This window comes from Neisseria sp. HMSC056A03 (assembly GCF_001815685.1).
Taxonomy (GTDB): Bacteria; Pseudomonadota; Gammaproteobacteria; order Burkholderiales; family Neisseriaceae; genus Neisseria; species Neisseria subflava.
Window position 1 is genome coordinate 1 of record NZ_KV821575.1, and the last position, 24,616, is coordinate 24,616.

Annotated in this window: 19 protein-coding genes and 1 pseudogene; 8 read left to right on the forward strand and 12 right to left on the reverse strand. The window is 49.7% G+C overall.

Features of this window, described 5'->3' with window-relative positions:
- Window positions 1–263: 263 nt before the first annotated feature.
- The 7 genes from HMPREF3052_RS00235 to HMPREF3052_RS00265 all read right to left on the reverse strand — a co-directional run bounded on the left by HMPREF3052_RS00235 (window position 264) and on the right by HMPREF3052_RS00265 (window position 9,152).
- Window positions 264–881, reverse strand: a complete 618-nt coding sequence (locus HMPREF3052_RS00235) for an NAD(P)H-binding protein (protein ID WP_070747561.1) — start codon at window positions 879–881, stop codon at window positions 264–266.
- 92 nt (window positions 882–973) lie between these two features.
- Window positions 974–2,794, reverse strand: coding sequence for a heme anaerobic degradation radical SAM methyltransferase ChuW/HutW (gene hutW, locus HMPREF3052_RS00240; RefSeq protein ID WP_070747570.1), 1,821 nt, complete (start codon window positions 2,792–2,794; stop codon window positions 974–976).
- A 274-nt stretch (window positions 2,795–3,068) separates the two neighbouring features.
- Window positions 3,069–3,794: an ABC transporter ATP-binding protein gene (locus HMPREF3052_RS00245; RefSeq protein WP_070747573.1), complete on the reverse strand. Its 726-nt coding sequence runs from the start codon at window positions 3,792–3,794 to the stop codon at window positions 3,069–3,071.
- A 46-nt stretch (window positions 3,795–3,840) separates the two neighbouring features.
- Entirely contained in the window at window positions 3,841–4,782 is a 942-nt protein-coding gene (locus HMPREF3052_RS00250; protein ID WP_070747575.1) for a FecCD family ABC transporter permease, read from the reverse strand.
- A 142-nt stretch (window positions 4,783–4,924) separates the two neighbouring features.
- Window positions 4,925–5,716 (reverse strand): heme/hemin ABC transporter substrate-binding protein, encoded by a 792-nt coding sequence (locus tag HMPREF3052_RS00255; RefSeq protein ID WP_070747578.1) that lies wholly within the window; start codon window positions 5,714–5,716, stop codon window positions 4,925–4,927.
- Between the two features lie 74 nt (window positions 5,717–5,790).
- Window positions 5,791–7,989 carry a TonB-dependent hemoglobin/transferrin/lactoferrin family receptor gene (locus HMPREF3052_RS00260; RefSeq protein ID WP_070747586.1) on the reverse strand — a complete coding sequence of 733 codons (2,199 nt, stop codon included), beginning with the start codon at window positions 7,987–7,989 and terminating at the stop codon, window positions 5,791–5,793.
- 311 nt (window positions 7,990–8,300) lie between these two features.
- Complete coding sequence (locus HMPREF3052_RS00265; protein ID WP_070747588.1) at window positions 8,301–9,152, reverse strand: MBL fold metallo-hydrolase; 852 nt, start codon at window positions 9,150–9,152, stop codon at window positions 8,301–8,303.
- 97 nt (window positions 9,153–9,249) lie between these two features.
- Here HMPREF3052_RS00265 and HMPREF3052_RS00270 point away from each other — a divergent pair, with 97 nt between their 5' ends.
- Window positions 9,250–10,236, forward strand: a complete 987-nt coding sequence (locus tag HMPREF3052_RS00270; protein ID WP_070747590.1) for a GlxA family transcriptional regulator — start codon at window positions 9,250–9,252, stop codon at window positions 10,234–10,236.
- Between the two features lie 10 nt (window positions 10,237–10,246).
- Here HMPREF3052_RS00270 and HMPREF3052_RS11865 read toward each other — a convergent pair whose 3' ends face one another.
- Window positions 10,247–10,396, reverse strand: a complete 150-nt coding sequence (locus tag HMPREF3052_RS11865) for a hypothetical protein (RefSeq protein ID WP_003686322.1) — start codon at window positions 10,394–10,396, stop codon at window positions 10,247–10,249.
- Between the two features lie 472 nt (window positions 10,397–10,868).
- Here HMPREF3052_RS11865 and HMPREF3052_RS00275 point away from each other — a divergent pair.
- Window positions 10,869–13,939 (forward strand): annotated as a pseudogene (locus HMPREF3052_RS00275) (TonB-dependent receptor).
- 219 nt (window positions 13,940–14,158) lie between these two features.
- On the opposite strand, the gene nadC reads toward HMPREF3052_RS00275, so the two are convergent.
- Window positions 14,159–15,040 carry a carboxylating nicotinate-nucleotide diphosphorylase gene (gene nadC / locus HMPREF3052_RS00280; protein ID WP_070747595.1) on the reverse strand — a complete coding sequence of 294 codons (882 nt, stop codon included), beginning with the start codon at window positions 15,038–15,040 and terminating at the stop codon, window positions 14,159–14,161.
- Window positions 15,041–15,115: 75 nt separating this feature from the next.
- Window positions 15,116–16,054, reverse strand: coding sequence for an NUDIX hydrolase (locus HMPREF3052_RS00285; protein ID WP_070747598.1), 939 nt, complete (start codon window positions 16,052–16,054; stop codon window positions 15,116–15,118).
- A 156-nt stretch (window positions 16,055–16,210) separates the two neighbouring features.
- Here HMPREF3052_RS00285 and nadA point away from each other — a divergent pair, with 156 nt between their 5' ends.
- Window positions 16,211–17,323: a quinolinate synthase NadA gene (nadA, locus tag HMPREF3052_RS00290; protein WP_070747602.1), complete on the forward strand. Its 1,113-nt coding sequence runs from the start codon at window positions 16,211–16,213 to the stop codon at window positions 17,321–17,323.
- A gap of 206 nt (window positions 17,324–17,529) precedes the next feature.
- Window positions 17,530–19,038 carry an L-aspartate oxidase gene (gene nadB, locus HMPREF3052_RS00295; RefSeq protein WP_070747605.1) on the forward strand — a complete coding sequence of 503 codons (1,509 nt, stop codon included), beginning with the start codon at window positions 17,530–17,532 and terminating at the stop codon, window positions 19,036–19,038.
- Between the two features lie 717 nt (window positions 19,039–19,755).
- On the opposite strand, the gene HMPREF3052_RS00300 is transcribed toward nadB, so the two are convergent.
- Entirely contained in the window at window positions 19,756–21,072 is a 1,317-nt protein-coding gene (locus tag HMPREF3052_RS00300) for a Tle-like phospholipase domain-containing protein (RefSeq protein WP_070747609.1), read from the reverse strand.
- Window positions 21,069–21,737 (reverse strand): hypothetical protein, encoded by a 669-nt coding sequence (locus HMPREF3052_RS00305; protein WP_283126924.1) that lies wholly within the window; start codon window positions 21,735–21,737, stop codon window positions 21,069–21,071. The genes HMPREF3052_RS00300 and HMPREF3052_RS00305 overlap by 4 nt, the downstream gene beginning before the upstream one ends.
- A gap of 502 nt (window positions 21,738–22,239) precedes the next feature.
- Here HMPREF3052_RS00305 and HMPREF3052_RS00310 point away from each other — a divergent pair.
- From HMPREF3052_RS00310 to HMPREF3052_RS11170, 4 genes are all read left to right on the forward strand, one after another.
- Window positions 22,240–23,589: a 3-isopropylmalate dehydratase small subunit gene (locus HMPREF3052_RS00310; protein ID WP_283126925.1), complete on the forward strand. Its 1,350-nt coding sequence runs from the start codon at window positions 22,240–22,242 to the stop codon at window positions 23,587–23,589.
- A complete protein-coding gene (locus tag HMPREF3052_RS11950) occupies window positions 23,489–23,758 on the forward strand; it encodes a PEP/pyruvate-binding domain-containing protein (RefSeq protein WP_283126926.1) in 270 nt (89 codons plus the stop codon). Before HMPREF3052_RS00310 ends, HMPREF3052_RS11950 begins: the two co-directional genes overlap by 101 nt.
- A complete protein-coding gene (locus HMPREF3052_RS11955; RefSeq protein ID WP_283126927.1) occupies window positions 23,731–24,186 on the forward strand; it encodes a PEP/pyruvate-binding domain-containing protein in 456 nt (151 codons plus the stop codon). Before HMPREF3052_RS11950 ends, HMPREF3052_RS11955 begins: the two co-directional genes overlap by 28 nt.
- A 91-nt stretch (window positions 24,187–24,277) precedes the next feature.
- A partial coding sequence (locus HMPREF3052_RS11170; RefSeq protein WP_141756583.1) for a histidine phosphatase family protein occupies window positions 24,278–24,616 on the forward strand: 339 nt, incomplete at its 3' end.

Sequence of the window (24,616 nt, forward strand, 5' to 3'; positions counted from 1 at the left end):
TTCAGGCGGAAACGCTAGTTCGCATAATTTATATTATGTTAAATTCATAAGTCTAATATTTTAGCCTGCCAACTCCTGTTTCTCTCAGTAGTACAATCACTTACAGAATTCAAACATAAAAGGCCGTCTGAAATTTTCATACGGCCTTTTTATTTATATCCCCCAGCCTTTTCTAAGCAAATCCTTTATTGTTTTGATCGGCTGCTAATCAATTACCTACTCCAACTTTAATAAAGAGAAAGTGGGCAATCTACTCAATCCGTTTATGCCGCACCAACGCTATACGTTTCGCCCTTGCTGTCCGCTTGGCCGACAATAGCAGCAACGGCAGCAGCCAAGCCGTTGCGCGTCATGTATTTTTGTAGAATTTCTTGGGCATTTTGTGTCAAGGTATAGGCATTATCTTCGCCATCAGCAAGGCCGCATGGACGCAAGATGGTCCAATTCAAACCGCTTTGTTTAAGATAGATTTCGGCTTCTGTTTTGGCACGGACGGCTTCGCCGAGTGCCTGTTTGAACGGCTCGCTCATCATGTCCCATTGTTCACCGCAGCCCATGCTGGTAATCAATACAAAGCGGGCTTGCGGATTGGCGACTTTCGTAGCGGCAATAATGTTGATATTGCCCAGCGCATCGCTGCGGATGCCCTCTTCGTTTTTGCCGCCGACAAAACTGATCACGGTATCGGGACGGTATTGTGCCAACACTTTATCGAGCGCATCGGCATCAAGCGCATCGGCGACGACGGTTTGAATATTGTGTTCGGCAAAAAAGCTGTCTTCAGACGGCCTTCTCAATACGGCGACGGTATCGGCTGAGTCAGTCAATGTGCGGATATAGGCGCGGCCGGACGGGCCGTTGGCTCCGAAGATGAGTTGCATGTTTGAGGTTCCTTTGTATGGTAGATGTTTGTTGTTAGAAAATCCGCTCCTCTATGCAGCAAGGAACGGATTTTCAGGCCGTCTGAAACCGTTTAAGCGGCATTAAACAGTTTGCGCATGGCTTCGATTTGGTGTTGTTTCAACTCGCCTGCTTCATCGCGGCCGACAAAAATTTTAAACATGGCGCCACCGTTGCGGTTGATAAAGTTGAGCGAGCAAGTAGCTTTACCCATGAACGGGCGTTCCAAAAGGTAGATGGAGGCGCAGTTTTCATAGTAGATGTGGCCGTGTACGCCGCCGTCGGTTTCGGGATGGTCAAAGTTGTAGAAACCGCGGCCGACTTTGCCGTTTGGCAGTTTGCCGCTGACTTCGACGATGGCATCGGGGGTATGGGCGATGAAGGTAACGGATTCATCCCATGCGGCGATGGCTTGGAGAATTTCGACAATGCGGCTGCCTTCGGTTTGGCGCACGTTCTCTTCAGGCAGGCAGCGGATAACATCTTCAAAACTGCATTGGTTTTGCGCGGCCAGCATTTCCAGCACTTGACCGGGATTTTTTTCCAATGATTGGCGCAACATGGTTTGTTGTTCGGCTGAAAGTTTTTGCATGGTTTGATCCTTTTCTTGAGTCGGAAGAGTGAGCATGAGTTTGCGGATAAGAGTGGGCGACCAATAACGGCCGCTGGTATTCAAACGGATAATGCCGTCTGAATCGGGTTCTTTAAAAAGCTGCATTTCCTGCCATTGGGCAATCAGCTTTTGCGCTGCTTTGTTGCCGTCGAACAATAATGGATTCAGACGGCCTGTTTCAATATCGTGCTGGACTTTGCTGAGAAGTGCTTTATTTGGACTATGGCCGCTCATAAACGTGATGTTTTTCTCGCCTTTCGGCGTGGCGAGATAACTCTCCAAATCGCCCTGCACCTGATAGCTGAAACCGCCGAAGTTACCGCCTGCGCCGGAGCCGAACGCCAAACAGGGAATATCGGATTTGATCAGGGTATTGTAGCGGTTGCGCTCGCCGCGGCCGGGATAGGCGAAGTGGCTGTTGCTGACCTGTTCCCAGCCTTTTTCCAGCAGTGTTTCAACCGTGTAGGCATATTGGTCTGCCTGAATATCAAAACCCGGCGGTGTCGGAAATGCACCTTTTTCAATCATGCGGTTGATGGGCAGCATGGGATAAAGGTTGAACGCATACGTATCCAAACCGGACAGCGGCAGCTCGGCGGCGCGGGCGATATCGTTTTGCCAAACGTTATCGGTTTGATTGGGCAGGCCGAACATCAAATCAGCCACAATCACGGCATCGAGTTCGCACAGTTTTGCCAAATATTCAAACGCCTCGTCGCCGCTGTGTTTGCGGCCGAGACGGCGGCGAATGGCGGTATTGAAGGTTTGCACGCCGATGGAAATGCGGTTGGCGCCTGCTTCGATGCAGGCCTGTGCTTTTTCCAAATCGAAATGGCTCATGCGCCCTTCGATGGTGAACTCGCAGTCTTCGGCAAGCGGCAGATATTGGTAGCAGGCACGAATCAGGCGGACGAGGTCTTCCGTAAGCAACGCGGTCGGCGTACCGCCCCCAAAATAAACGGCTCGGATTTTACCCTTGCCTGTACGGACTTCGGCTTCAGCGGCCATTTCTTCGATAATTTTGTCGGTGTACACGCTGCTTTGGCTGTCCTTCCACGCATTGCGGTAGAAGCCGCAAAAAACGCAATGGTTGGCGCAAAATGGAATATGCAGATAAGCAAGCGCGTCCACATCGGTGGCATGGGGAAGCTTTTTCTTCCAAATGTTCTGCCACTGGGGGCGCGGCATTGGAACACCGCCCCAAACGGGCATTAATGCCTGACGTTCGGGAAATGCCTTGGGCGCGGATTGTTTCGGAGTCCAAACAAGCTGCTGTACCATGATAATGATTAATAAAAATTATTAATAAGATTTATATATTAAATAACCATCATCATTTTCTTGTCAATATTTTTATATAATTAAAAATCAGTATTATTTTAAAATATTGTATTCTATAAATAATTAAATGTATTTCTATTTGATGAAAATCGACATTTTACTTGTGAAATGCGCAAAATTTGGTTCTTCAAGTCGGGAACATCCTCCCATCTCGTTTCATTTTTGAACAATAAAATAAATTTTCTTTATCGTTTTTCAGACGGCCTTTTGGCGTTCAGCTTCTGAAATAAAATCCTGCTTCATCTTCGCAACGGCGTATCTGCCAACCATAAACCGATTCAAGCAAGTCGGGGCGCATCACTTCGCCCACCTTGCCTGATGCCACTACTTTTCCCTTATTCATCAAAATAATATGTTCCGCATAACGCGCGGCGAGGTTTAAATCGTGCAATACCATCATTGATGAGGCACGGTTTGAATGCCCGACCAAATACTGCATCAGGCGGTGTTGGTGGCGGATATCGAGATGGTTGCACGGTTCGTCCAAAAGCAAGACCGGCGCGTTTTGCAACAGGGCGCGGATGATGTTGGCACGTTGTTGCTCGCCACCTGAAAGCTTACCGATGCGCTTATCCGCCAACGCCGTCAAATCAAAATAATCGAGCAACTCGTCTGCCCATTCATGGTTCAGACGGCCTTTTTGTACGAATGACGCCAACGCAATGTATTCGCGTACGGTCATCGGCATGTTGTAACGGCCATGCTGCCCGACCCATGCCACCCTGCCCGCACGAATTTGCGGCGCAACGGCCTCACCGAAAAGCGTGATTCTCCCCTGCCCCGTTTGCCCGATTAAGGCCCGCAGCAAAGTAGATTTGCCTGCGCCATTCGGGCCGATAATGACGGTCATGCCCGAAGGTATATCCAGTTGATCGATTTCAAGCAGGGTTTTGTCTTGGACGCGGACGGAAAGATTACGGATTTGAAATAAGGTGTGCATGGCGAAAGATATGGGGCAATAAAGTTTCAGACGGCCTGTTTAGGCATCAACGGCTTTTCAAAGGCTTGATAAACAAATACATAAAAAACGGTCCGCCCAATAAGGCAATCACGATACCGACCGGCAGATCGACAGGGTATGTCAGCCAGCGCGCCGCTCCGTCCACCACCATTAAAAACACTGCGCCCAACCAAGCCGACAGCGTAATCAGTTTGCGGCGGCTGCCACCGACGGTTTGCGCCAGCACATTGGGGATCATCATGCCGAGAAAACCGATGATGCCCGAAAGCGATACCGCCGCCCCCGTCATCAATGCCGCGCCGATTACGGTTTGCACACGCAAAGCCCCAACTGATACACCCATACTGGCAGCCGTATCTTCCCCCGTCATCAAAACGTCCAGTCGCCTGCCTGCGGACAACAAAATCAGAAAACCGGGCAACATGACCGCGATTGCCGCAACAGGCGATGAGAAACCGGCTTCGGCAAGGCTGCCCGACAGCCATGTGGTTGCGCTGCGCAATACCAAATCGTCAGATAAAAACAAAATCATGCTGACCACCGCGCCCGAAAACGCACTCAACACAAACCCCAACACCAGCAATCCCAAAGTACCGCCGCCGAGCAGTTTGTGCACCGCCAAAATCAGCAGGCACACGCCCAGCGCACCGAAAAAGGCCGCCGCAGGTACACCAATCGTACCACCGCCCAAAGCCAATAAAACAATCACGCCCAAAGCCGCACCGCCCGAAGTCCCAATCAGGCTCGGGTCGGCAAGTGGGTTTTCAAACAAGGCCTGCAAGGCCGCACCCGAAGCAGACAAACCGGCTCCAACCAAAAGCGCGGTATAGATGCGCGGTAAACGGATTTGACGGACGGTTTCATCCATCGCCAACGGCGATTCCCACGCGCCAAAACCGATGCCGCAACACAAATAAACGGCGGCGGCAGTAAGCAACAGGCAGAGGGTAAGGGTATGCGGTTTCATGACATCATGCGGTTTAAGCGGATTGAGGAACAGTTTCAGACGGCATTTTTAAGACAGCCGTTTTACTTCCTCCTCAATAAGAAGGAACAAATCAAGGCCGTCTGAAAACAAAAATCAGGCAAGGTGTTCAAAACAGGCGCGTTTATTTCGCCAAACCGTGCAAACGCTGAATCACTTGTGGCGTATCCAGCCCGTAACGGAACATATCGTTGGCCTTCCACAAATAAATTTTGCCGTTTTTCGCGGCAGGCGAACCGGCGATTTCGGGGCGTGCGGCAAAGGTTTTGACGTTGCCTATCATGGCCGTGTTGTGATCGGCAATAATGATGATGTCGGGCTTGGCCGCTATCCATGCCTCACGCGTCATCGGTTTGAAACCGTCAATGGCGGCTGCGGCATTGATACCGCCGGCACGGCGGATGATTTCGTCGGCGGCGGTATTCTTGCCCGATACGATGCGCCCGTCGTAGCTGAAGAGGTAGCGTTTGCTGCTGGAAGGCTGCTGTTTCATATCCGCCTGCCATTTACTGGCCAACTTGTCCGCCTGCGCGCTTTTACCGATAAGCTGACCGATGTTGCGGATACTTTGCGGATAGGCGGCGATGCTGTCATCGGGCGCAACATTGACGGCTTTAATGCCTGCTTTTTGCAGGTGGGTAAAAATATCGGCAGGCTGCGCCATCCATGAACCGATGGCGATGTCGGGTTTGGCGGCCACAATCGGCTCAATCGTCAGACGGCGATGAATGCCGATACTGGGCTTGTTTTTCAATGCCGGATTTTGAACGGTCTGATCGCGGCCGACGATTTCGTCCAATGCGCCGAGTGCGGCAACAATGTCTGCCGTATCGGGGGTTAACACGACGATGCGTTGCGCGTGTGCAGTGCCGGCCAACGAAATAACCGCGGAAAGCAGGAGGAGTTTGAGTTTCATTGTTTTTTTCCTTGTCGCATGCTTTCAGACGGCCTGCTCGTCTTCTCAGGCCGTCTGAAAACGGTTGAATCACATTAGAACTTCAGTTGTACGGTTGCGGCGAAATTGCGGCCGGTTTCGGTGTACAAGTCCATCGCACTGGTACGGCTCATGCCGGCAACGTCTGCGTGCTGCCAGTATTTTTTGTTGCCGACGTTGTAAATGTTTGCGCCGATTTCGAGGTTTTTAAACGGCTTGTACCACGCGCCGACATCCCATACGCCATAACCCGGCGCTTGGAAAACAGTGTCGCTGCTGACGCGGCTGTGTTTTTTCGACCAGCGCAGCTTGGTACCAACACCCCATTTTTCCTGAGTGTAATCCAAACCCAAAACGCCGTTGAGCGGATAAGCGGAATCCAACGGTTTGCCGTCCTGCTGCTTACCGCGCATCCAAGCGATGCTGCCTGAGACTTGCCAGCCTGGCAGGAATTTGTAGGCGGCGGAAGCTTCGGCACCGTAGGTTTTAACACGATCAAGGTTTTGATATTGGTACTGGATAATCGGGCGTCCGCCAACGGTAGAGGTACCGATTTCAGTGCGGTTGATGAAGTTGCGGTAATGGTTGTAGAACGCGGTGACTTGCGCACGGGCGCGTTCGTTTTTGAATTTCATCCCCAATTCAAAGCTGTTGGAGCGTTCGGATTTGAGATTCGCATTCGGAATGACGGCATAGCCGTAGGTTGTATTAGCAAACGCCATGGTCGCGCTGTCAAACGGCGGCGTGCGGAAGCCTTGGGAATAAGTGGCAAAACCGGTGAACTGCTCACCCATCGGCACGCTCAGGCGCAGGCTGGGCGTAAACGCGGAATCACTGAAGCGCGTCGCCGTTCCAGTGGGATTGGCGTTGAGATAGGCTTGGTCGGTCGACGTGTTCAGCTTGTCTTTTTCGTAACGCAAGGCCGGAGTTAGAACAATGCCGTTGCCGAAGGTCAGGCTGTCTTGTGCGTAAACGCTGAACGTTTTGCGCTTGCTGTCGGGAAAGGTTTTATTCGGATAGGTGCTGCCTGCATAAACTTTGCTGACGGCGCCGTTCAGATTGTCCACTGTCAGACTGTCGCGCGGACGGGCGGTCTCAGTATGTTTGTATTCGGCACCGGCAACGACGGTTTGTTTGACCGCGCCGTCAAACTCCCACACGCTACGTCCGTTCAGCCCACGTATGGTCTGATTGAAACCGTAGTCGGAATAACGGGTCGAGTTGCCCAGTTGGCGCGTGCCCATGCGGGTAATGCTGACATCGACGGCATCGTCTTCCGTACGCAGTTTTTGCTGATAGGCAGTCAGGTTGGCTTCTTTCAGACGGCCTTCGCCAGTGTAGCGGTAGCCTGCTTCGATACGTTGACGGCGGATACGGTCGCGGGCATTGCTCTCAGATGTTGCAATGGTTACCGGCCCGCGCGACTGCGAACCCAAGCCGTTGGCCAATACGGTATCGTTGGCGTGGTAATACTGTTCGTACAAAGTTTCCAAGCGGTGGCGTTCATTGCCGATACTGCCTTTCGCCAAAATATTGTAGGCATTGTTTTTCTGCGGGTTGGTGGCGGTGCGCGAAGTCGAGTAGCTTTTGTCGCCGCCCATGTTTTCCGTTTCGTGCCCTTGGCGACGCGTCAGCATTAGCAGGCCTTCGGCGTTTTCATGGAAACCGGCGGCTGTCGCCGTTACACCGTGGCTGCGGTCGCGGCTACGGTAGCCGTATTTCAGCCCAAAATAACCGCGTTTGCCCTCATCGACGAAATCACTCGGAGAAAGCGTCACCATATTCACCACACCGCCGAGTGCATCACTGCCGTACAGCGCGGAATAAGGGCCTTTGACAATATCGACCTGCTTGAGCGTGTCGCTTTCGACCATATCGCGTCCCGAAATCGCGCCGTTGGAACCGCCGCCCGCGTAGGACTCGGGAATGCGCACGCCGTCCACCATCATCAGGATGCGGTTGCCGTCTATGCCTCGGATATTGATACTGGCATGACCGCGGCGGTTGTTGTCTGACGGCACGCTGACGCCGGGCTCATACATCACGATATCGTCCAAATTCTGCGCCGAGGCTTGATTCAAGGTTTTACGTCCGACAACCGACACATTCGGCGCGGCTTTATCCAAGGTTTGCGCATTGCGGTCGGCCGTAACCACCACAGGCTCTATTTCTGCCTGAGCTACCGGCATCTGAGCCGCATATAACTGTCCGGAAAAAACCGCCCCTACTACACAGGCAATCGCTTTCTTTTTCATTACATAACCTTATTATTTGAATAATAATGGTTTGCATTTATAAAACAAATAGGCAGTTTTTGCAAGTTTGGGAACTGCAAGACAGCACTAACAAAGGTGCGGAGCATATGTATTCGTCTGACTACGCCTGCCTGCTCTAACCTGCCCATGATTGACTGATACGGCAGCGATGCGGCCGTTAAGCCATAAACGCAGTTTTCAGGCTATCTGAAAACCCTGTGCAGACTGCTTTTAAAGGCCGTCTGAAATCCGAAAAGCAGCCTGCACTTTGAAAACAAGGTGCAGGCTGCTTTAGGGTAATAAGCCGTTTATCAATCCAGTTTCAGGATTTCTCCGTCTTCCGGAACGTTCACACGGCTTTCAATGCCTTGACCGCGTATAAATTTACGCATATCGGCGCGGCTGACGGCGGTATGATTCACGGTATCCATGTGTACGGTAATGATTTTGGCTTTAGGCATGACTTGGCTGGCTTTTAATACATCAGCCGTCCCCATAATAATGCCGTCTGAAATGCCTGAAATCAGCGCGTAGCCCGTGTTCATAATCAGATAATCGGGTTTGTAGCGGTTCAATGCTTTGTTTACATCTGCCGTCCACACAGTATCACCCATAATATAAGCGGTTTTATGTCCGTTGCTTTGGAATACCACACCCATTGCATCACCTAAGATTTCGGCTAGCTGCGGGTTGGCATACATGGCTTCTGTACCGTGTACGCCGCCGGTTTTGCTGATGGTTACGCCGTTGAAGACAGTGCTGCCGTTCAACACGCGTACATCAGTAAAGCCTTGGCTGCGGATTTTTGCCGCGTCGGCTTGGTGCTGCACATATACGGGCAGGTTTTTCGGAATGGAACGTGCGGCGGTTTCGTCCCAATGGTCTTCGTGAGTATGGGTAACGATAACTGCATCCACACCGTCCAAAATTTTATTCACGCTCATCGGTAGCCCGACCAGCGGCATTTTGGCTTGGTTATTGAACGTGCCGGCAAAGCCGTTCATGGAATGCTTGGGGGCGAAAAACGGGTCAATCAAAAACGTCTGCCCCGCATATTCGACTTTGGCGGTAGCGTTACGGATATGTTGGTATGAATCGTCTGCCCAAGCGGAAAAGGCTGTCGCGCCCAAAACAGTGGCAAGAATAAATTGCTTGGATTTCATTATGTTGCTCCTTAAAAAATCATGGAGCGTATTTTAAGCAGCAGATGTATCGGCTAAAATAGGCAATATTGCCAATAAACGCAAGGATAGTGCCAAAATGTCGTCTGAAAACGAGCGTAACGAGTTTCGCCAAAATCAAGCTGTTCCCAAAATCGTGTTATATGCTCAATCGGGCATGAATGATTTTGTCTTCAACATTCCCTTTTCTGTTTTTCAGACGACCTATCGGAACCATCCGCTCTTTGACCTGAAAATCTGTTCCGATGACAGCAAAGACGTTATCACGGCACTGGGCGCAAGCATTCCCGTACACGGCGGCTTGGATTTGACGGAAGAAGCCGACATCATCGTCATCGCAGGCTGGCGCAATATTGAAGAAGCCCCGACACCCGAGTTGAGCGCACATTTACAGAAAGCGGTACAACGTGGTGTGCATATCACCGCCCTATGTTACGGCACTTACGCCCTTGCCTACACAGGACTTTTAGACGGCAGAACCGCCGCCACCCACTGGCTTGCCGAAGACGACTTTGTCCGCCGTTTCCCTAAAATTCATCTGGATACCAACCGCCTATATGCGGAAGATGGCAACTTTTTAACATCGGCAGGTGCGGCGGGCGGGCTGGATTGCTGCCTGTACCTCGTCCGCAAAATCCACGGTGCAACCGTTGCCAACGACCTTGCCCGTACCTTGGTTGCGGCACCACACCGCGAAGGCGGGCAGGCACAGTTTATCCACCGACCTGTCGAACGTCGTACCGCCGATGACAAAATCAATCACTTATTGGACGAACTGCGCCAAAACCTTGCGACCCCATACCGCTTGGACGATTTGGCAAAAAAATTAGCCGTTTCCCGCCGTACCTTTATCCGCCATTTTTCTCAAGCCACAGGCATGAATTTCGGTGAGTGGCTCACAACAGAGCGGCTATGGCAGGCGCAGGATTTATTAGAAAATACGGATTTGCCGATAGAACGCATCGCCGAACAAAGCGGCTTCGGCAGCGCGGCAAACCTACGTTTGCAGTTCAAAGCCAAGTTTAAAATCAATCCGAATGCCTGGCGGAAAGTATTTGGCAGATAGCTCGCGTTAGTCAATCCAAAATACCTGAGTGCGGGCTGCTTCGGAGGTCTCCACTGAAACCGAGTTTCCCGCCAAACTGCCGCAGGCGGAATAAAACGTGAAAGTCAGACAAATACTTGCCCAAGGCAGGCGTATTAACTTCATCTAATTCACGCCGCATACGGTGATTTCCGCTCTCTCTACAAAGGAACAGAGCATATGTATTCGTTACGCCTACCTGTACAAACACCACCAGATGACATTCCATCACAGCACCGTTTACCGCCACCTTCATCAAGATAATCGACAAAGATCGAAAGGCGCATCGCCGAAAAAACATTTAGCCACGGAACGCCAAGTGTTTTATTCTTGAATCTGTTCCAACCACTGGTACCCGAATGTTGCATTTGAAATCTGAATCCAAGCCTGTCTGAAATTTTCAAACAGGCTTTTATTTGTTCCACTTATCCCTCACCCTTCTATTTACCTCAAACTCAAAAAACATTTCCATATTATTAAAAATTAGTTAGAATTTCATAAAATTATAAATAATAATCAAACTTATTTGTATTATTTTAGTCAGAGTGGAGTCGCATCTATTCGGGCCGTCTCATTCAGACGGCCTTACCAATCAAGTTATATGAATTCATTCTATGCAACCGATCAAAGTCACCACCCTCTCCGCCTGCATCGCCGCCATTGGTTTCGTCCCTGCCGTTTATGCTGCAGATAATTCGACAGTTATTCTCGATACCATCACTGTCAAAGGCACACGCAATAAAGACGAAATCGGTAAAAACCGGGTTTATACCCGAGAAATCGTCAATCTTTACAAAGGCAAAAACGAAGTTGAGACCTTCAAAGGCAACACCGTATCCGACCTTTTGAGCGGCATGTCCGGCGTGTACAGCGGCGCGCTGGATCCCAATATACGCGGCGTACAGTGACAGGGACGGATTCCCGTTACCATCGACGGCACGGAGCAGGCGATTACCGTCTGGCGCGGCTACGCAGGCGCAAACAACCGCAACTACGTCGACCCCAACATCATCAGCAGCGTTTCTATCGAAAAGGCCTCTCGTTCAGCCGTGATATGAAAAGCGGCATAGGCGGCTCCGTCGCCCTGAAAACCATCGATGCCGACGATATTGTCCCCGAAGGGCAGAAATACGGCTTTGAAGTGAAGGCGGAGGCTGCCAATAATTCCATCAAACAACGTGCCAATATCTATGAAAAATCAGTCGATTATCGGACATTGGATGATCCTACCGTCGCACTCGGCGGTATTTGGCGGGCAATGTTGGACGATACCGACCGAGTCAGCCAACGTTTTAGCGGACGCAATAAATTTGGTGAGGATAAAGCCTACCGTATTGCCGCCGCCACCAAGCAGGACAATTTCGATGCCATGCTCGCCTATGCCTACCGCAGTAAAGGCAATTATTTTTCCGGTAAAAAAGGGGCGGAACGCTACGGTTATATCGGTCCTTGGACAATGGAGACGGTCAATGAATTAAACAGACAGATTGCAGATGCCGCTGCAAGAGGCGAAAAATTCTACGGAAGCGAGGCAATGTTGGGCGCACCTGATATTGCGAGAATTGGGCTTTTCTACCATCCGGGCGGCGAAGTAACCAATACTTCGCTGGAAAATAAATCATGGCTAGGCAAAACTACCTTCCGCTTGCCCAACCGCCAAACCTTGAAATTCGGGCTGCGTCATACAGACTCCATTTTTGGTGAAATCATGCCCTCCCGCGTCATTGGTCCGCTATTCAGTACGCCGGATAATCTGAATAAAATTGCCGAATGGCCGAGGGCATGGGTCAAACAGCGTTCCTACAATATCGATTATTCATGGAAGCCCGAAGGCAACCGTTGGATAGATTTCGATGCGTCATTGTGGGCGACCCGTACCAAATCCAAAACCAATACCGCAGGCGGTTCGCCCGGTGATGCCATGTATGAAGACAGGACGGATGGTGTCGAACAGCTTCCAAACACCAACGGACGCTTCAATACCATAGAGGGTAATGCCTACTATGCCAACAATACCCGCAACGGTTTCAACTTTTCCAACCGTATGAAATTGCACGATAAGCTGACGCTGACCTTAATGGGAGATTTCCAAAATGAAAAATTGAGATCCCGTAATGAGTTTTCAGAAGAATTAAGTCATGATGGTTTGGATAAATACAGGGAAGAAATAGAGGCATCACAATTGGCTACCAATACCGAACTGACAAGATTCGGCGAGCCGAGGAACGGTAGGCGCAGAGAATGGAATTTTGGTTTCAATTTCCGCTACCAGCCGATGAGCTGGCTGACTCTGACGGCAGGAGCGCGCTATACCAACTTCAAGATACAGGACGACAACGAGCGGCTGAAAACCGGATTTGACAAATACAACAATCCCTTACAAGTCAATCGAGGTGAGGTATTTCAGTTTACTCGTGTAGCAACCGAGCAGGAATATCGTGATTATCTGAATGCGATTAACAATGACGAATTCAATGCGGCAAGAGACAGTATTGAAATAGATGATAGAGGGGTGGCAATATTAAATCCCCAACCTCATAATGACGAAAACAGACCAAGGCTGGACAAGCTGAAATACTATTGGCGTAAAGACGATAGAGGTCGTCTGAATCCTGCTGACAACCCCTGGTTTACCGTTTTCGATTTACACAGCCAAACCGTCAATCCTGCCTACGATCCAAACGATCCGGACAGTCTGCGCACAGTCCAGAAATATATGTTTATGCCTCGTAGCGACAAAATATACAGATCCCCGATTACCCCTGCTGAACTACAACGTGCCCACAAACAGGGTGGCAGCGGATGGGCTCCTGCATTCTCAGCCGCCGTCAATTTTACCGATAATGCCCGAGCTTATCTGCGCTATACCGAATCCCTACGTTTCCCCAGCATATTTGAGGGGACTTATGGCTTCTCGACTGCTGCGGGTTCATTTGCGCGAATGGGATACGGTTGGCAGCCCGAATACGCCAAAAACTGGGAAGTCGGCTACATTCATGATTTAACTGGACTGTTTCCAAAAATGAAAAATGCGGATTTCCGCATCAACTACTTCCGCAACAAAACCAAAAATATCATCGACAGGGACGAGAATTTTGAATTCGAGCAATTCGACAAACAAATCCGTACCGGCGTGGAGTTACAGGCACGCTTCGACAGCGGCAGGTTTTTTGGAGGAGTCGGCGTATTGCGTACGCTCAAAAACAAAGTTTGCGACAAATCTTTTTCCGTTTCCAGTGTACATGATTCCAGTTACTTGACTGGCGGCGGATTTATTCCTGCTCCCGAATGCAATTACGGCGGTTTGACCGATAACGGTTATCTTGCCAGTATGGTTCAGCCGCGCTGGTCGGTTGATGCCGACTTGGGTGGACGCTTCTTCCACAACAAATTGGAAAGCGGTATCCGCTTTCATTACCACAGCCGTGTTTATCAAAACTGCCGTACGGTATGGCAGGCATATTACGATCAATTAAACCGTATCAATGACTATAATCTTCAAGCGGATACAGATACCATGCGTTGGCAGCCTGTCGCCTACCTGCGCTACAAAATCGGCAAAAACCTGACTGCCGAGCTGGTGGGCAGCAATCTGACCAACCGCTACTACCTCGACCCGATGAGCCGCTCCTATCTGCCTGCACCGGGCAGGACAATACGCATTGGGATAACTGGAAAATGGTAATGACCAATTAATCATTTGGGGAGTAAAAAGGCCGTCTGAACATTGGGTTTTAGACGGCTTTTTACATGATGGCTTAGTTATGCCCTACTCTTTCATGTTATATGAAAGTTGAAGCTAACCTGCATAATTTTTATATCTTCTGCTTTGGAATTAAAAAGGCTGCTTGAAAATGAAACGTCAATATTTCAGACGGCCTTTGCTTTATAGCAAACTCGAAATCTATGCCACGAAATCCAAACCTATGTCTAACGAGCGGCTACTGTGGGTCAGATAGCCGAGGGCGATGCCGTCCACGCCGGTTTGCGCCACGCGCTTCAGTCGGTCGAAGCCGATGCCGCCCGATGCTTCGCAATAGATGGTGTGGGGATGGGTGGTTTGCGTGTGGCAGCGGTTTGCTGCTTCTTTCAAGGTTTCATCGTCCATGTTGTCCAGCAAAATCCGTTCCGCGCCCGCTGCGATGGCTTCATCCAGTTGTGCCAACGTGTCCACTTCAATTTCTACACAGGTCAACGGGCCGACCGCCTGTTTTGCCTGCCACACGGCTTGGGCGATGCTGCCGCAATAGGCGAGGTGGTTGTCTTTGATGAGCACGGCGTCGTCCAAACCCATGCGGTGGTTTACGCCGCCACCCGCCCTAACAGCGTATTTTTGCAGGACGCGCAGCAGGGGGATGGTTTTGCGGCTGCACACGATGTCTGTACCGTATTCGGCGACTTCGGCAACGGCACGCGCGGTGGCGGTGGCGATGCCGCTCAAGTGCGTGAGGTAGTTGAGCGCGGTGCGTTCGGCGGCAAGCAGCGCGCGGGCGTTGCCTTCAACGGCGGCAAGCGTCTGACCTGCGCGGACGGCTTGCCCGTCTTGGATTTCGGCTTGGAAGCGGACGGACGGATCCATCGTCTGAAAGGCGAGACGCGCCAAGTCCATGCCGGCGATGACGCCGTCTTCACGGCTGACGAGGAAGAGTTTGGCGGTTTTGTCGGGCGCGATGACGGCGGCGGACGTAATGTCGCCGCGCCTGCCCAAATCTTCGCTCAAGGCTTGTTCCACCATGGGGCGCAACAGGGTGTCGGGCAGGGGGAAGAGGGTGTTTTCAGACGACATGGGGTTTCCTTTGTTGAAAAAGATTGATGTTGCACCGATGGGGAAAAACTTCATTTGAGGTCGTCTGAAAATGGGCTAACGGCTGCCCAGCGGCAGTCCGATATCAGAAATCAACTGATCGGGCAGGACATCGTCGCGGAAGCGGTAAAGCTGAGCAGGACGGCCTTTACTGCCTGATACGCCGGTATCCGACGGCTCGATAAGGTTTTGCTGCTGAATCTGGCGGCGGAAGTTTTGCTTATGCAGCAATCTGCCGCTGATGGCTTCGACGCTGTTTTGCAGTTGCAGCAGTGTAAATTCGGGCGGCATCAGTTCGAAAATCACGGGGCGGTATTTGATTTTGGCGCGTAGGCGGGATAAGGCTGTCGCCAGTACGCGGCGATGGTCGTGGCGCATGGGCTGCCCCGTGAGCGCGAAGTCGAAGTTTGCCTGCGGCTCGGCGGCTTCCGCTATCAGGCCGCTTTCATACAGCATTTCATAGCGTTGCAAAACGTATTCTTCCGACCAGTTTTCAGGTTCTACCCCCCAGCACAAATGAATACGCTTGAGTCGTTTTTGGCGTACTTCCTCCGTATCCGCAGAGTTTGCCCAAATGCGCAGGCGGCTGACGATGGTCTCATGTTGCCTACTGGCGCTACGTAAATCTTCCCACGGAAAATAGCAATAGCAGTCCTGCCATTTCGCGTCGGGATGCAGGATGTTGTCGGCCGCCTCGCGCACCAGTCCTAAATAGCTGACGTATAAGACAGGTAAGCCTTGTTCATTTTGGCGGCTCGTATCTACAAACGTATAAAGCTGTTCTACATAGCCCATAGGCTGTGATGTCTGTTTGGCAACCCACATCCTGACCCCTGCTTGCAGAGAGTGGCGAAGTGGTGCAAGCAAGCCATTGGGTAATAGCTCTCCCTGGGCAACTGTCAAAACCCTCAAGCTGCCGTTTGTAATAGCGATCAATACAGGAACAAGCTCGACGATACTTTGCGGATTGACCGCTGTTTCAGGATAGGCATCCATGCATGGCTTTCATTCAAGAGAAAACCTTATTGTAAACCAAAGCGGTTTTCAGACGACCTTGCATATTATACTCAATTTGAGCATAATATAAAACTATTTCAAAATATAAACGGCAAACCTTCATGCCGTCTGAAAAACCAGCCACAAGGAAACATCATGCAAACCGCCGCCCGCCGCTCGTTCGATTACGACATGCCCCTCATCCAAACGCCGACTTCCGCCTGCCAAATCCGACAGGCTTGGGCGAAGGTTGCCGATACGCCAGACCGCGAGACGGCGGGCTACCTGAAAAACGAAATCAAGGCCTTGCTGAAGGAAAAAAACGCAGTTTTGGTAGCGCATTATTATGTTGATCCGCTGATTCAGGATTTGGCTTTGGAAACGGGCGGGTGCGTGGGCGATTCGCTGGAGATGGCGCGCTTCGGCGCGGAACATGAAGCCGGCACGCTGGTGGTGGCGGGCGTGCGCTTCATGGGCGAGAGCGCGAAAATCCTCTGCCCTGAAAAAACAGTACTGATGCCCGATTTGGAGGCGGAATGTTCTTTGGATTTGGGCTGCCCGGAAGAGGCGTTTTCGGCGTTTTGCGACCAACACCCCGACCGCACGGTGGTGGTGTACGCCAACACTTCCGCCGCCGTGAAAGCGCGTGCCGATTGGGTGGTAACGTCTTCGGTGGCGTTGGAAATCGTGTCGTATTTGAAATCGCGCGGCGAGAAGCTGATTTGGGGGCCCGACCGCCACCTCGGCGACTACATCCGCCGCGAAACGAGCGCGGATATGCTGCTGTGGCAGGGTTCGTGCATCGTCCACAACGAATTCAAAGGGCAGGAGCTGGCGGCCTTGAAGGCGAAGCACCCCGACGCGGCGGTGCTGGTTCACCCCGAATCGCCGCAAAGCGTCATCGAATTAGGCGACGTGGTCGGCTCGACCAGCAAACTGCTGAAGGCCGCCGTATCGCGTCCCGAAAAAAAATTCATCGTGGCAACCGATTTGGGCATCCTGCACGAAATGCAAAAGCAGGCGCCCGACAAAGAATTTATCGCCGCGCCGACGGCGGGCAACGGCGGAAGCTGCAAAAGCTGCGCGTTCTGCCCGTGGATGGCGATGAATTCGCTGGGCGGCATCAAATACGCCCTAACAGGCGGGCGCAACGAAATCCTGTTGGACAGGAAGCTGGGCGAAGCCGCCAAACTGCCTTTGCAGCGTATGCTCGACTTCGCGGCAGGACTCAAGCGCGGGGATGTGTTCAACGGCATGGGGCCCGCCTGATTTGCCGTCAATATTTATAGTGGATTAACAAAAATCAGGACAAGGCGACGAAGCCGCAGACAGTACAGATAGTACGGAACCGATTCACTTGGTGCTTCAGAACCTTAGAGAATCGTTCTCTTTGAGCTAAGGCGAGGCAACGCCGTACTGGTTTAAATTTAATCCACTATACCGTTTCAGACGACCTCTCAAACAAGGACAACACCATGCAAACCGATTGCGACGTATTGATTGCCGGAAACGGGCTGGCGGCACTGACGCTCGCCCTGTCGCTGCCTGAATCGTTCCGCATCGTCATTTTGTGCAAAAACCGGCTGGACGACACCGCCAGCCGTCATGCGCAAGGCGGGATTGCGGCGGCGTGGTCGGGAGAGGACGACATCGAAAAACACGTTGCCGATACCTTGGAGGCGGGCGCGGGTTTGTGCGACGAAGCCGCCGTCCGCACCATCCTGTCGCAGGGCAAACCGGCAATCGAATGGCTGCTGGCGCAGGGCGTGGCGTTCGACCAAAATAATAACGGCCTGCACCTGACGCGCGAAGGCGGGCATACCTGCCGCCGAATCGCCCACGTCGCCGATTACACGGGCGAAGCCGTCATGCAGAGCCTGATTGCCCAAATACGCCGCCGCCCGAACATCCGCGTTTGCGAGCGGCAGATGGCGTTGGACATTCAAACCGAATCAGGCGCAGCGTGCGGACTGACCGTCCTCGACTGCCGAACGCAAGAAACCTACCGCATCCGCGCCCGCCATACCGTACTCGCGGGCGGCGGCCTCGGGCAAATTTACGCCGCCACCACCACGCCGCCCGAATGCACGGGCGACGCCATCGCCATGGCAATACGCGCAGGTTGCGCAGTCGAAAACCTCGAATTTATCCAATTCCACCCCACAGGCTTGGCAAGGTCGTCTGAAAACGGCCGCACCTTCCTGATTTCCGAAGCCGTGCGCGGCGAAGGCGGCATTCTGACCAACCAAGCGGGCGAACGGTTTATGCCGCATTACGACCGCCGCGCCGAACTCGCGCCGCGCGACATCGTTGCCCGCGCCATCGCCGCCGAAATCGCCAAGCAAACGCAAGACTTCGTCTCGCTCGACATCAGCCATCAACCCGCAGAGTTCGTCCGTCAGCATTTCCCGTCCATCCATCGACACTGTTTATCCCAATGCGGTTTGGATATCACGCGCCAAGCCATCCCCGTCCGTCCAGTGCAACACTACACCTGCGGCGGCATCCAAACCGACCCCTGCGGCAGAACTTCCCTGCCACAGCTCTACGCCTTAGGCGAAACCGCCTGCACAGGGCTGCACGGAGCCAACCGCCTCGCCAGCAACTCCCTGCTCGAATGCGTCGTTACCGCCAGGCTTGCCGCCCAAACCATCGCAGACGGACAAGCGTTCCAAACCGCACTGCCCCAAAGGTCGTCTGAAAACCCCTCCGCCGAAGCAGGCATCTTTTCAGACGACCTCCAAAACACATTCAGCCGCCCCGTCCTGCAAGCCTTCAACCAACACCATCTCGGTATCCTCCGCAACGATACCGGCCTGCGCCGCGCCATCGCCCAACTGCGGCTTTGGAAGCAAAACCAAGCCGAGCCGCACACCGCGTCCGAATACGAAAACCGCAACCTGCTCGAATGCAGCCTCGCCGTCACCCAAGCCGCATACAGGCGGAGACAGAACATCGGAGCACATTTTAATAATGATTGTTAAGGCTGATAGTGAAAACATTTCTCCAATAAATAATGTCATTGGAAACTAAAATGCAGGGATTGACAGTAGTAATAAGTGATAATAACTAATCAACAAAGGTCTTTGCATTTTGTAGAGAGAAAAAAAAATAGGATTAATGAAATAAGACTATCTGAACAATTTTGAATAAGTTCAAACAAAGTTAGCACAATTCACTATCTTTTCCCTACCCTATTTTGTCAGGGATAATAGAGTCACAGTAAAATTAAACAGCCGGATTTCTATTAAAATCTATTGATTTTATACTAAAAATTGGAGTACTATACGGAATCTTTTAAAATTAACTAATAGTTAACAAACAGGAATAAACAACGGCGATTGTTAGGTATAGGGAAAAACTACATAATTTATATTATGTTAAATTTATAATGCTAGTATTTTAGCCTGCTAAATTCTGTTTCGCTCAGTAGTACAATCACTTATAGAATCCAAGAATAAAAAAGCCACCTGAAATTTATCAGATGACTTTTTCTCTATTGATGCACACTAAATTCTCATTATAACGACTGGTTTTACGACGGTTTTGTTTCTTTTTTTCATGCTACCTATGTCCCCTAACGGATTTAGGACATCTTTTTGACCAACATCTTCTATTCCACCCAAGGCATTTGCCAATTTTAAAATAGTGGCATCATAGTCCAAGTTCGTTACCGAACCGCGCCTTGGCGTCCATTTCTTTTACGACAAGCTCATACCTCGTGTCTGGGTTTGCGCTATCTGTCTTTGTTGTTCATCATATTCAAATTGCCGTGTAGCTTGTTGAATTTGATTCAAACTTTCTACTGCTGGTATAGAGGCAGATTCATTTATATGCATTCCAACACGATTTAGATGGGGGTTGAGTTCACCAATTAGATATTGACCTCTTTGCACACTGAACAGAGTGGCATTAGTCATTCCTTGTGATGTCCCTAAAGCAGTAAGAGCCATTACGGAATTTTGGAATTTTTCTTTATCAATAGGCAAACCGTTTTTCTCATGGTAAGCGGTCATATGCCCTTTGACAGAATCAAAAAGTTTTTGTGCCTCAAGTGGAAGAGATTGTGGGTTGAATGAAGCAACTGTCTGCATAAAATTGTACTGCTCTTCCTTATCATTCCAAGACATCAGGTTCGGATCTTCATTATTTTTCCGGACCTTATGGTACATTTCTTGGGTTTTGCTTAAACCTTTGCCTATCTTATGTAACGTGTTACGGTAGTCATTAACATCATCCCTATAATCAGTTATCAATTTTTTATTGCGTTCTGCCAATTCCAAAGCAGGCTGATAATTGCGTTCTGAGAGTATTGAATTAATACCGGTAAAATTAGCAATACCGTGTGACCACAACAGAGATCCAGCAGCTGGTGAAACTGTCTCCTTTAAATAAGGTATACCGTTACTGTCATTGCTGTATCCATTAAGTTTCAGCATGATTAATTCTCTTTCTTTAGCTAGGATAACCATTTTACCATAATGAGGCGCTGCAGCTGATACTGCATCTGACGCCAATGAGTAATTGATTACTTTATCCCCCCCTTTGGGAATGCCATTTAAAGCTGCCGCACCATAGGCGTTAAAGGTAACGCCCTCCTGCTTGAAACGATAAGATTGAATTTGAGCTAACGTCCCTCCTAAGGAATGACCAACTTGTGTTATACGAGGTTGACTTTGTTCAGGATGTTTATTGTGAAATTTATCTGCTTCTTTTAATGCCAGCATAGTTAGTTTTGCTGCATCTTCTGCCTGGATATTGGCCTTATGGATAACCATTTTCAGATCAACTTTGGCATCCATCAGGGATGACGTCCCCCTATGTGCGACAACAATCTCATTGGTACGGACATCTTGATAAACCACACCTTGGTAGTCTGTGGTCGGGTTTTTATGGACAGCTAGGACTTTATAATGATTTCCACCAATAAGTAAGGTTTTATTAGCGGGTGTAACCACACGGTTTTCATAGGAATCTTGAGCAAGGTCTGCATACTGTTGTTTACTTAGTCGGGTCATGGTTTAACTTCCTCTAGAGTAACGGTGATACTAAAAAAATCATTGTCATTATGAGGTCCCGCCCCATAGGCAGACAGGCTTTTTTCACCAAAATCCACATCAGGAGAATCTTCGCTTCCATATGGTAAACCATCTTTATTTTTATAATACGGATACCCTCGCTTCCAATAATATTTGGTCAGTGTTTTTTCTTTTTCAAGATTTTCCATTACATCGCTGATATTGAATTCAGTTTCTTCCTTTTTACCTGTTGCCTTAAATGAAGCTCCAAAATTTTCAGGCTTCCATTGGCAGACACCTTCTCCGAAATAATCTTCGTCCAGTACAGCATCAGCATAGAAGAGTACTTCGTATTCGTCATGTCCGACCAAATTCATTTTGATTGGAACATTTTTTTCAGGAGATGCTTTCGCACCTGCCAACCGACTAATGGTATAAGAACAGTTTCTTGCTGCATAACCAATATACATATCATTTATAGGTTTCATCGGCCCCGGTGCATTATTAATCTTAACCTTGATCCTGTATGGCTGTTTCGGATCGGGGTTCAATTTGAAACGTGCTTCTGTTTGTTCTTGGACACTCATATTATTTCTCTCCGTACAAGCATTTAGGCTAAAAGTTGTCAATAAAGCTGCAGATAACAGCAGGATAAAAGGTTTCATCAGTAAAGTCCTTATTCAATATCATGAGCAAATTAAATATTAATTTAGGATAACTTGATCAGGATACATTCATGTTCGTTGATTGTCTGATGCTCCAACGTATTTACCACATTACTCTAAATAGTGGTTATTGAGGTATATTATAACAATATTCAGACATCTTAACTGAGATGATGCTTATCATAAATAGATAGTGATTAACGGGGAAAATGTAGTCTGAATGGTAATATTTAAGAAATATTGGAAACTCTACTTTACCTTATCCTACTCATTGTTCATCGTTTTTTTTCATTGCTTCTTACTTCTTATAAATTACAATAACTTGTTTTAAAGTATTCAAGTCTATAAATATTTTAGGAGTGTTGGCAATTTAAAAGGCCGTCTGAAATCACGTTTCAGACGGCCTTTTAAATTGGATTACAAAACTGATTTATCTAGGCAACAAACAGTTTGATTTAGATGGTATATTTCTTTTCATCTGATTTAGATAACCGACAACATCATGAAGCCTACTTTTTGCCTCCCAATATTGCTTTTACTTTCAGCCTGCCGTCCTGAAGCTGAGACAGTCGACACGGCTGCACCAACGGCGCGTAAACCTTCTTATTACGAGTCTGAAAAGCGTCAAACTGTAGCCACTCCAGTTAAAACACAAATTCCTGCGTTATCTGCAATCAAAAGCCAGGCCAATTTTGACTTGCTTTCGCGTATTTATGAGCAAGGTAGTGAATATGAAATTCCTCATATCCTCTTTCTTATCGATCGTGAAGACGATAACCGTACCGACTACATCAATACTCCCAAATTTCGGCTGCATGAACACTATCTGGCTACTATCTTAAAACCCATGCTGTCAAAAACTGAATTGAATCAACAATACCGTAATCCCAACCGGCGTTATCTGTTTGGTACTATCAGTTGGCAAAATAGTACTCAGGAATATGTTTATGAGTTTTGGGAAGGAGATAAAATCACGCCTGAATTATTGAAATTGGCAGCAGACCGTCTGAAAGACAGTTTCTACGCTCCATTGCGTTATAAAACCAATTCTTTATGGCAGGAAACCGTTGCCGAGCAAAGCAAAGTTCCTTTTATTACCCAAGAAAGTTTGATTAAGAATTTCCCCTACCTGCCTCTAAACCAAGGCAAAGCGATAGGTACATTACGCGTTATTGCCAAAGAAGATGATCTTTATAATGTTGACGCCGACGATATTATTATTTTGAAAGAGGTTCCCCTAGAGCTGCCACCTGTGGCGGGGATCATCAGCGAAAAACCGTCCACCGCGCTGTCGCATGTGAACGTCTTGGCGCGCGGCTGGGGCATTCCCAACATCTACCTCAAAGACGCGGAAAAAATCCTCGCCCCCTATATCGGCCGCCGCATCGAATTGGCAGCCGACGCAAAACAATACCGGGTCGCCCAAACCAACCGAAACGCAGCCGCCAAAACATTTTCAGACGGCCTCTCCCTGCCGCAGCCCGACACTTCCGATTACAACCTGCGGACGCTTGCCAACTTACGCCGTGAAGACAGCTGCTACTGCGGCAGCAAAGCCTCCAACCTCGGCCATATCCGCGCCCATATCGCAGGCAGCAACGTCCCCAACGGATTCTGCATCCCCTTCGCCTACTACCGCACCATGATGGACAAACTCGGCATCAACGCGGCAACACTGGCGCAAATCGAAACGCAAAGCGGCGGCGACAACCGCAAACGCCGTACCGCCTTACTCGCATTGCAGAAAAAAAATCACCGATGCCGAAGTCCCGTCCGAATGGAAACGCACATGGGCGGAACAATGGCGCAGCCAATTAAACAGCAAAGGCGTGTTCGTCCGCAGCTCCTCTAATTCCGAAGACCTGCCCAATTTCAGCGGCGCAGGGCTGTACACCACCGTACCAAATGTTACCGATGAAAACGCGTTAGCCGAAGCGGTGAAAAACAATCTTGGGCTTCCGTCTTCAATTACAGCGCATACGAAGCCCGCCGTATTGCCGGACTACCTCACGATAGCGTGAAAATGAGTGTCTTTGTGCAACAAAGCATCAATGCAGATCTCTCCGGTGTGTTGGTTACCATCAATCCTTATGATACTGCTCAGAAAAACAGCGCCTACATTGCCGCCAAACGCGGGTTGGGTATTCGTGTCGTTGAAGGTAAACGGGTAGCCGAACAGGTAGTCTATAACCGCCGCAATGATTCTGTACAACGTCTCAGCTCCTCTAATGAAACCACAGCATTGCAACTGGATAAAAATGGTGGAGTACGAGAAGTACCTGTAACCAGTGGCAATGTGATGAACCAAGAACAAATACGTCGCCTTGACCAAACCGGCCAACAAATCAAACAGCTATTTGCAAATGGTGAGCAGGACATCGAATGGGCGTTTGACAATGGTAAGCTTGTTATCCTCCAGGCACGACCGTATCTAAACGGCTCACGTTAAAGTAAAAAGGCCGTCTGAAATTATCGTTTCAGACGGCCTTTGCATCATGAGTTAGTTATACCCTATACTTCCCGTTCTCCAAGGAACTATGATGTCAAAACAACTCACTTTTTATTTTATTCGCCATGGCCGTACCCAATGGAATGAACAAGGACTTTTACAGGGATCCGGCAATTCACCACTGACCGAACAAGGAATTGCAGGAGCTCAGGAAACCGGCGTAGCGCTACAACAAGTAGAATTTACCGCTGCTTATTCCAGTATTTTACAACGTGCCATTGATACGGCTAGCCATATTATTGGTCAGCGTCCCATCCCTCTTTTTCAACACTGTGGACTAAATGAGCAATCATTTGGAAGTTGGGAAGGTATGCAGATCGCTGACCTGCGGAAGCTAACATGTAGGAAAACGTTGCGTTGTTTACACCAC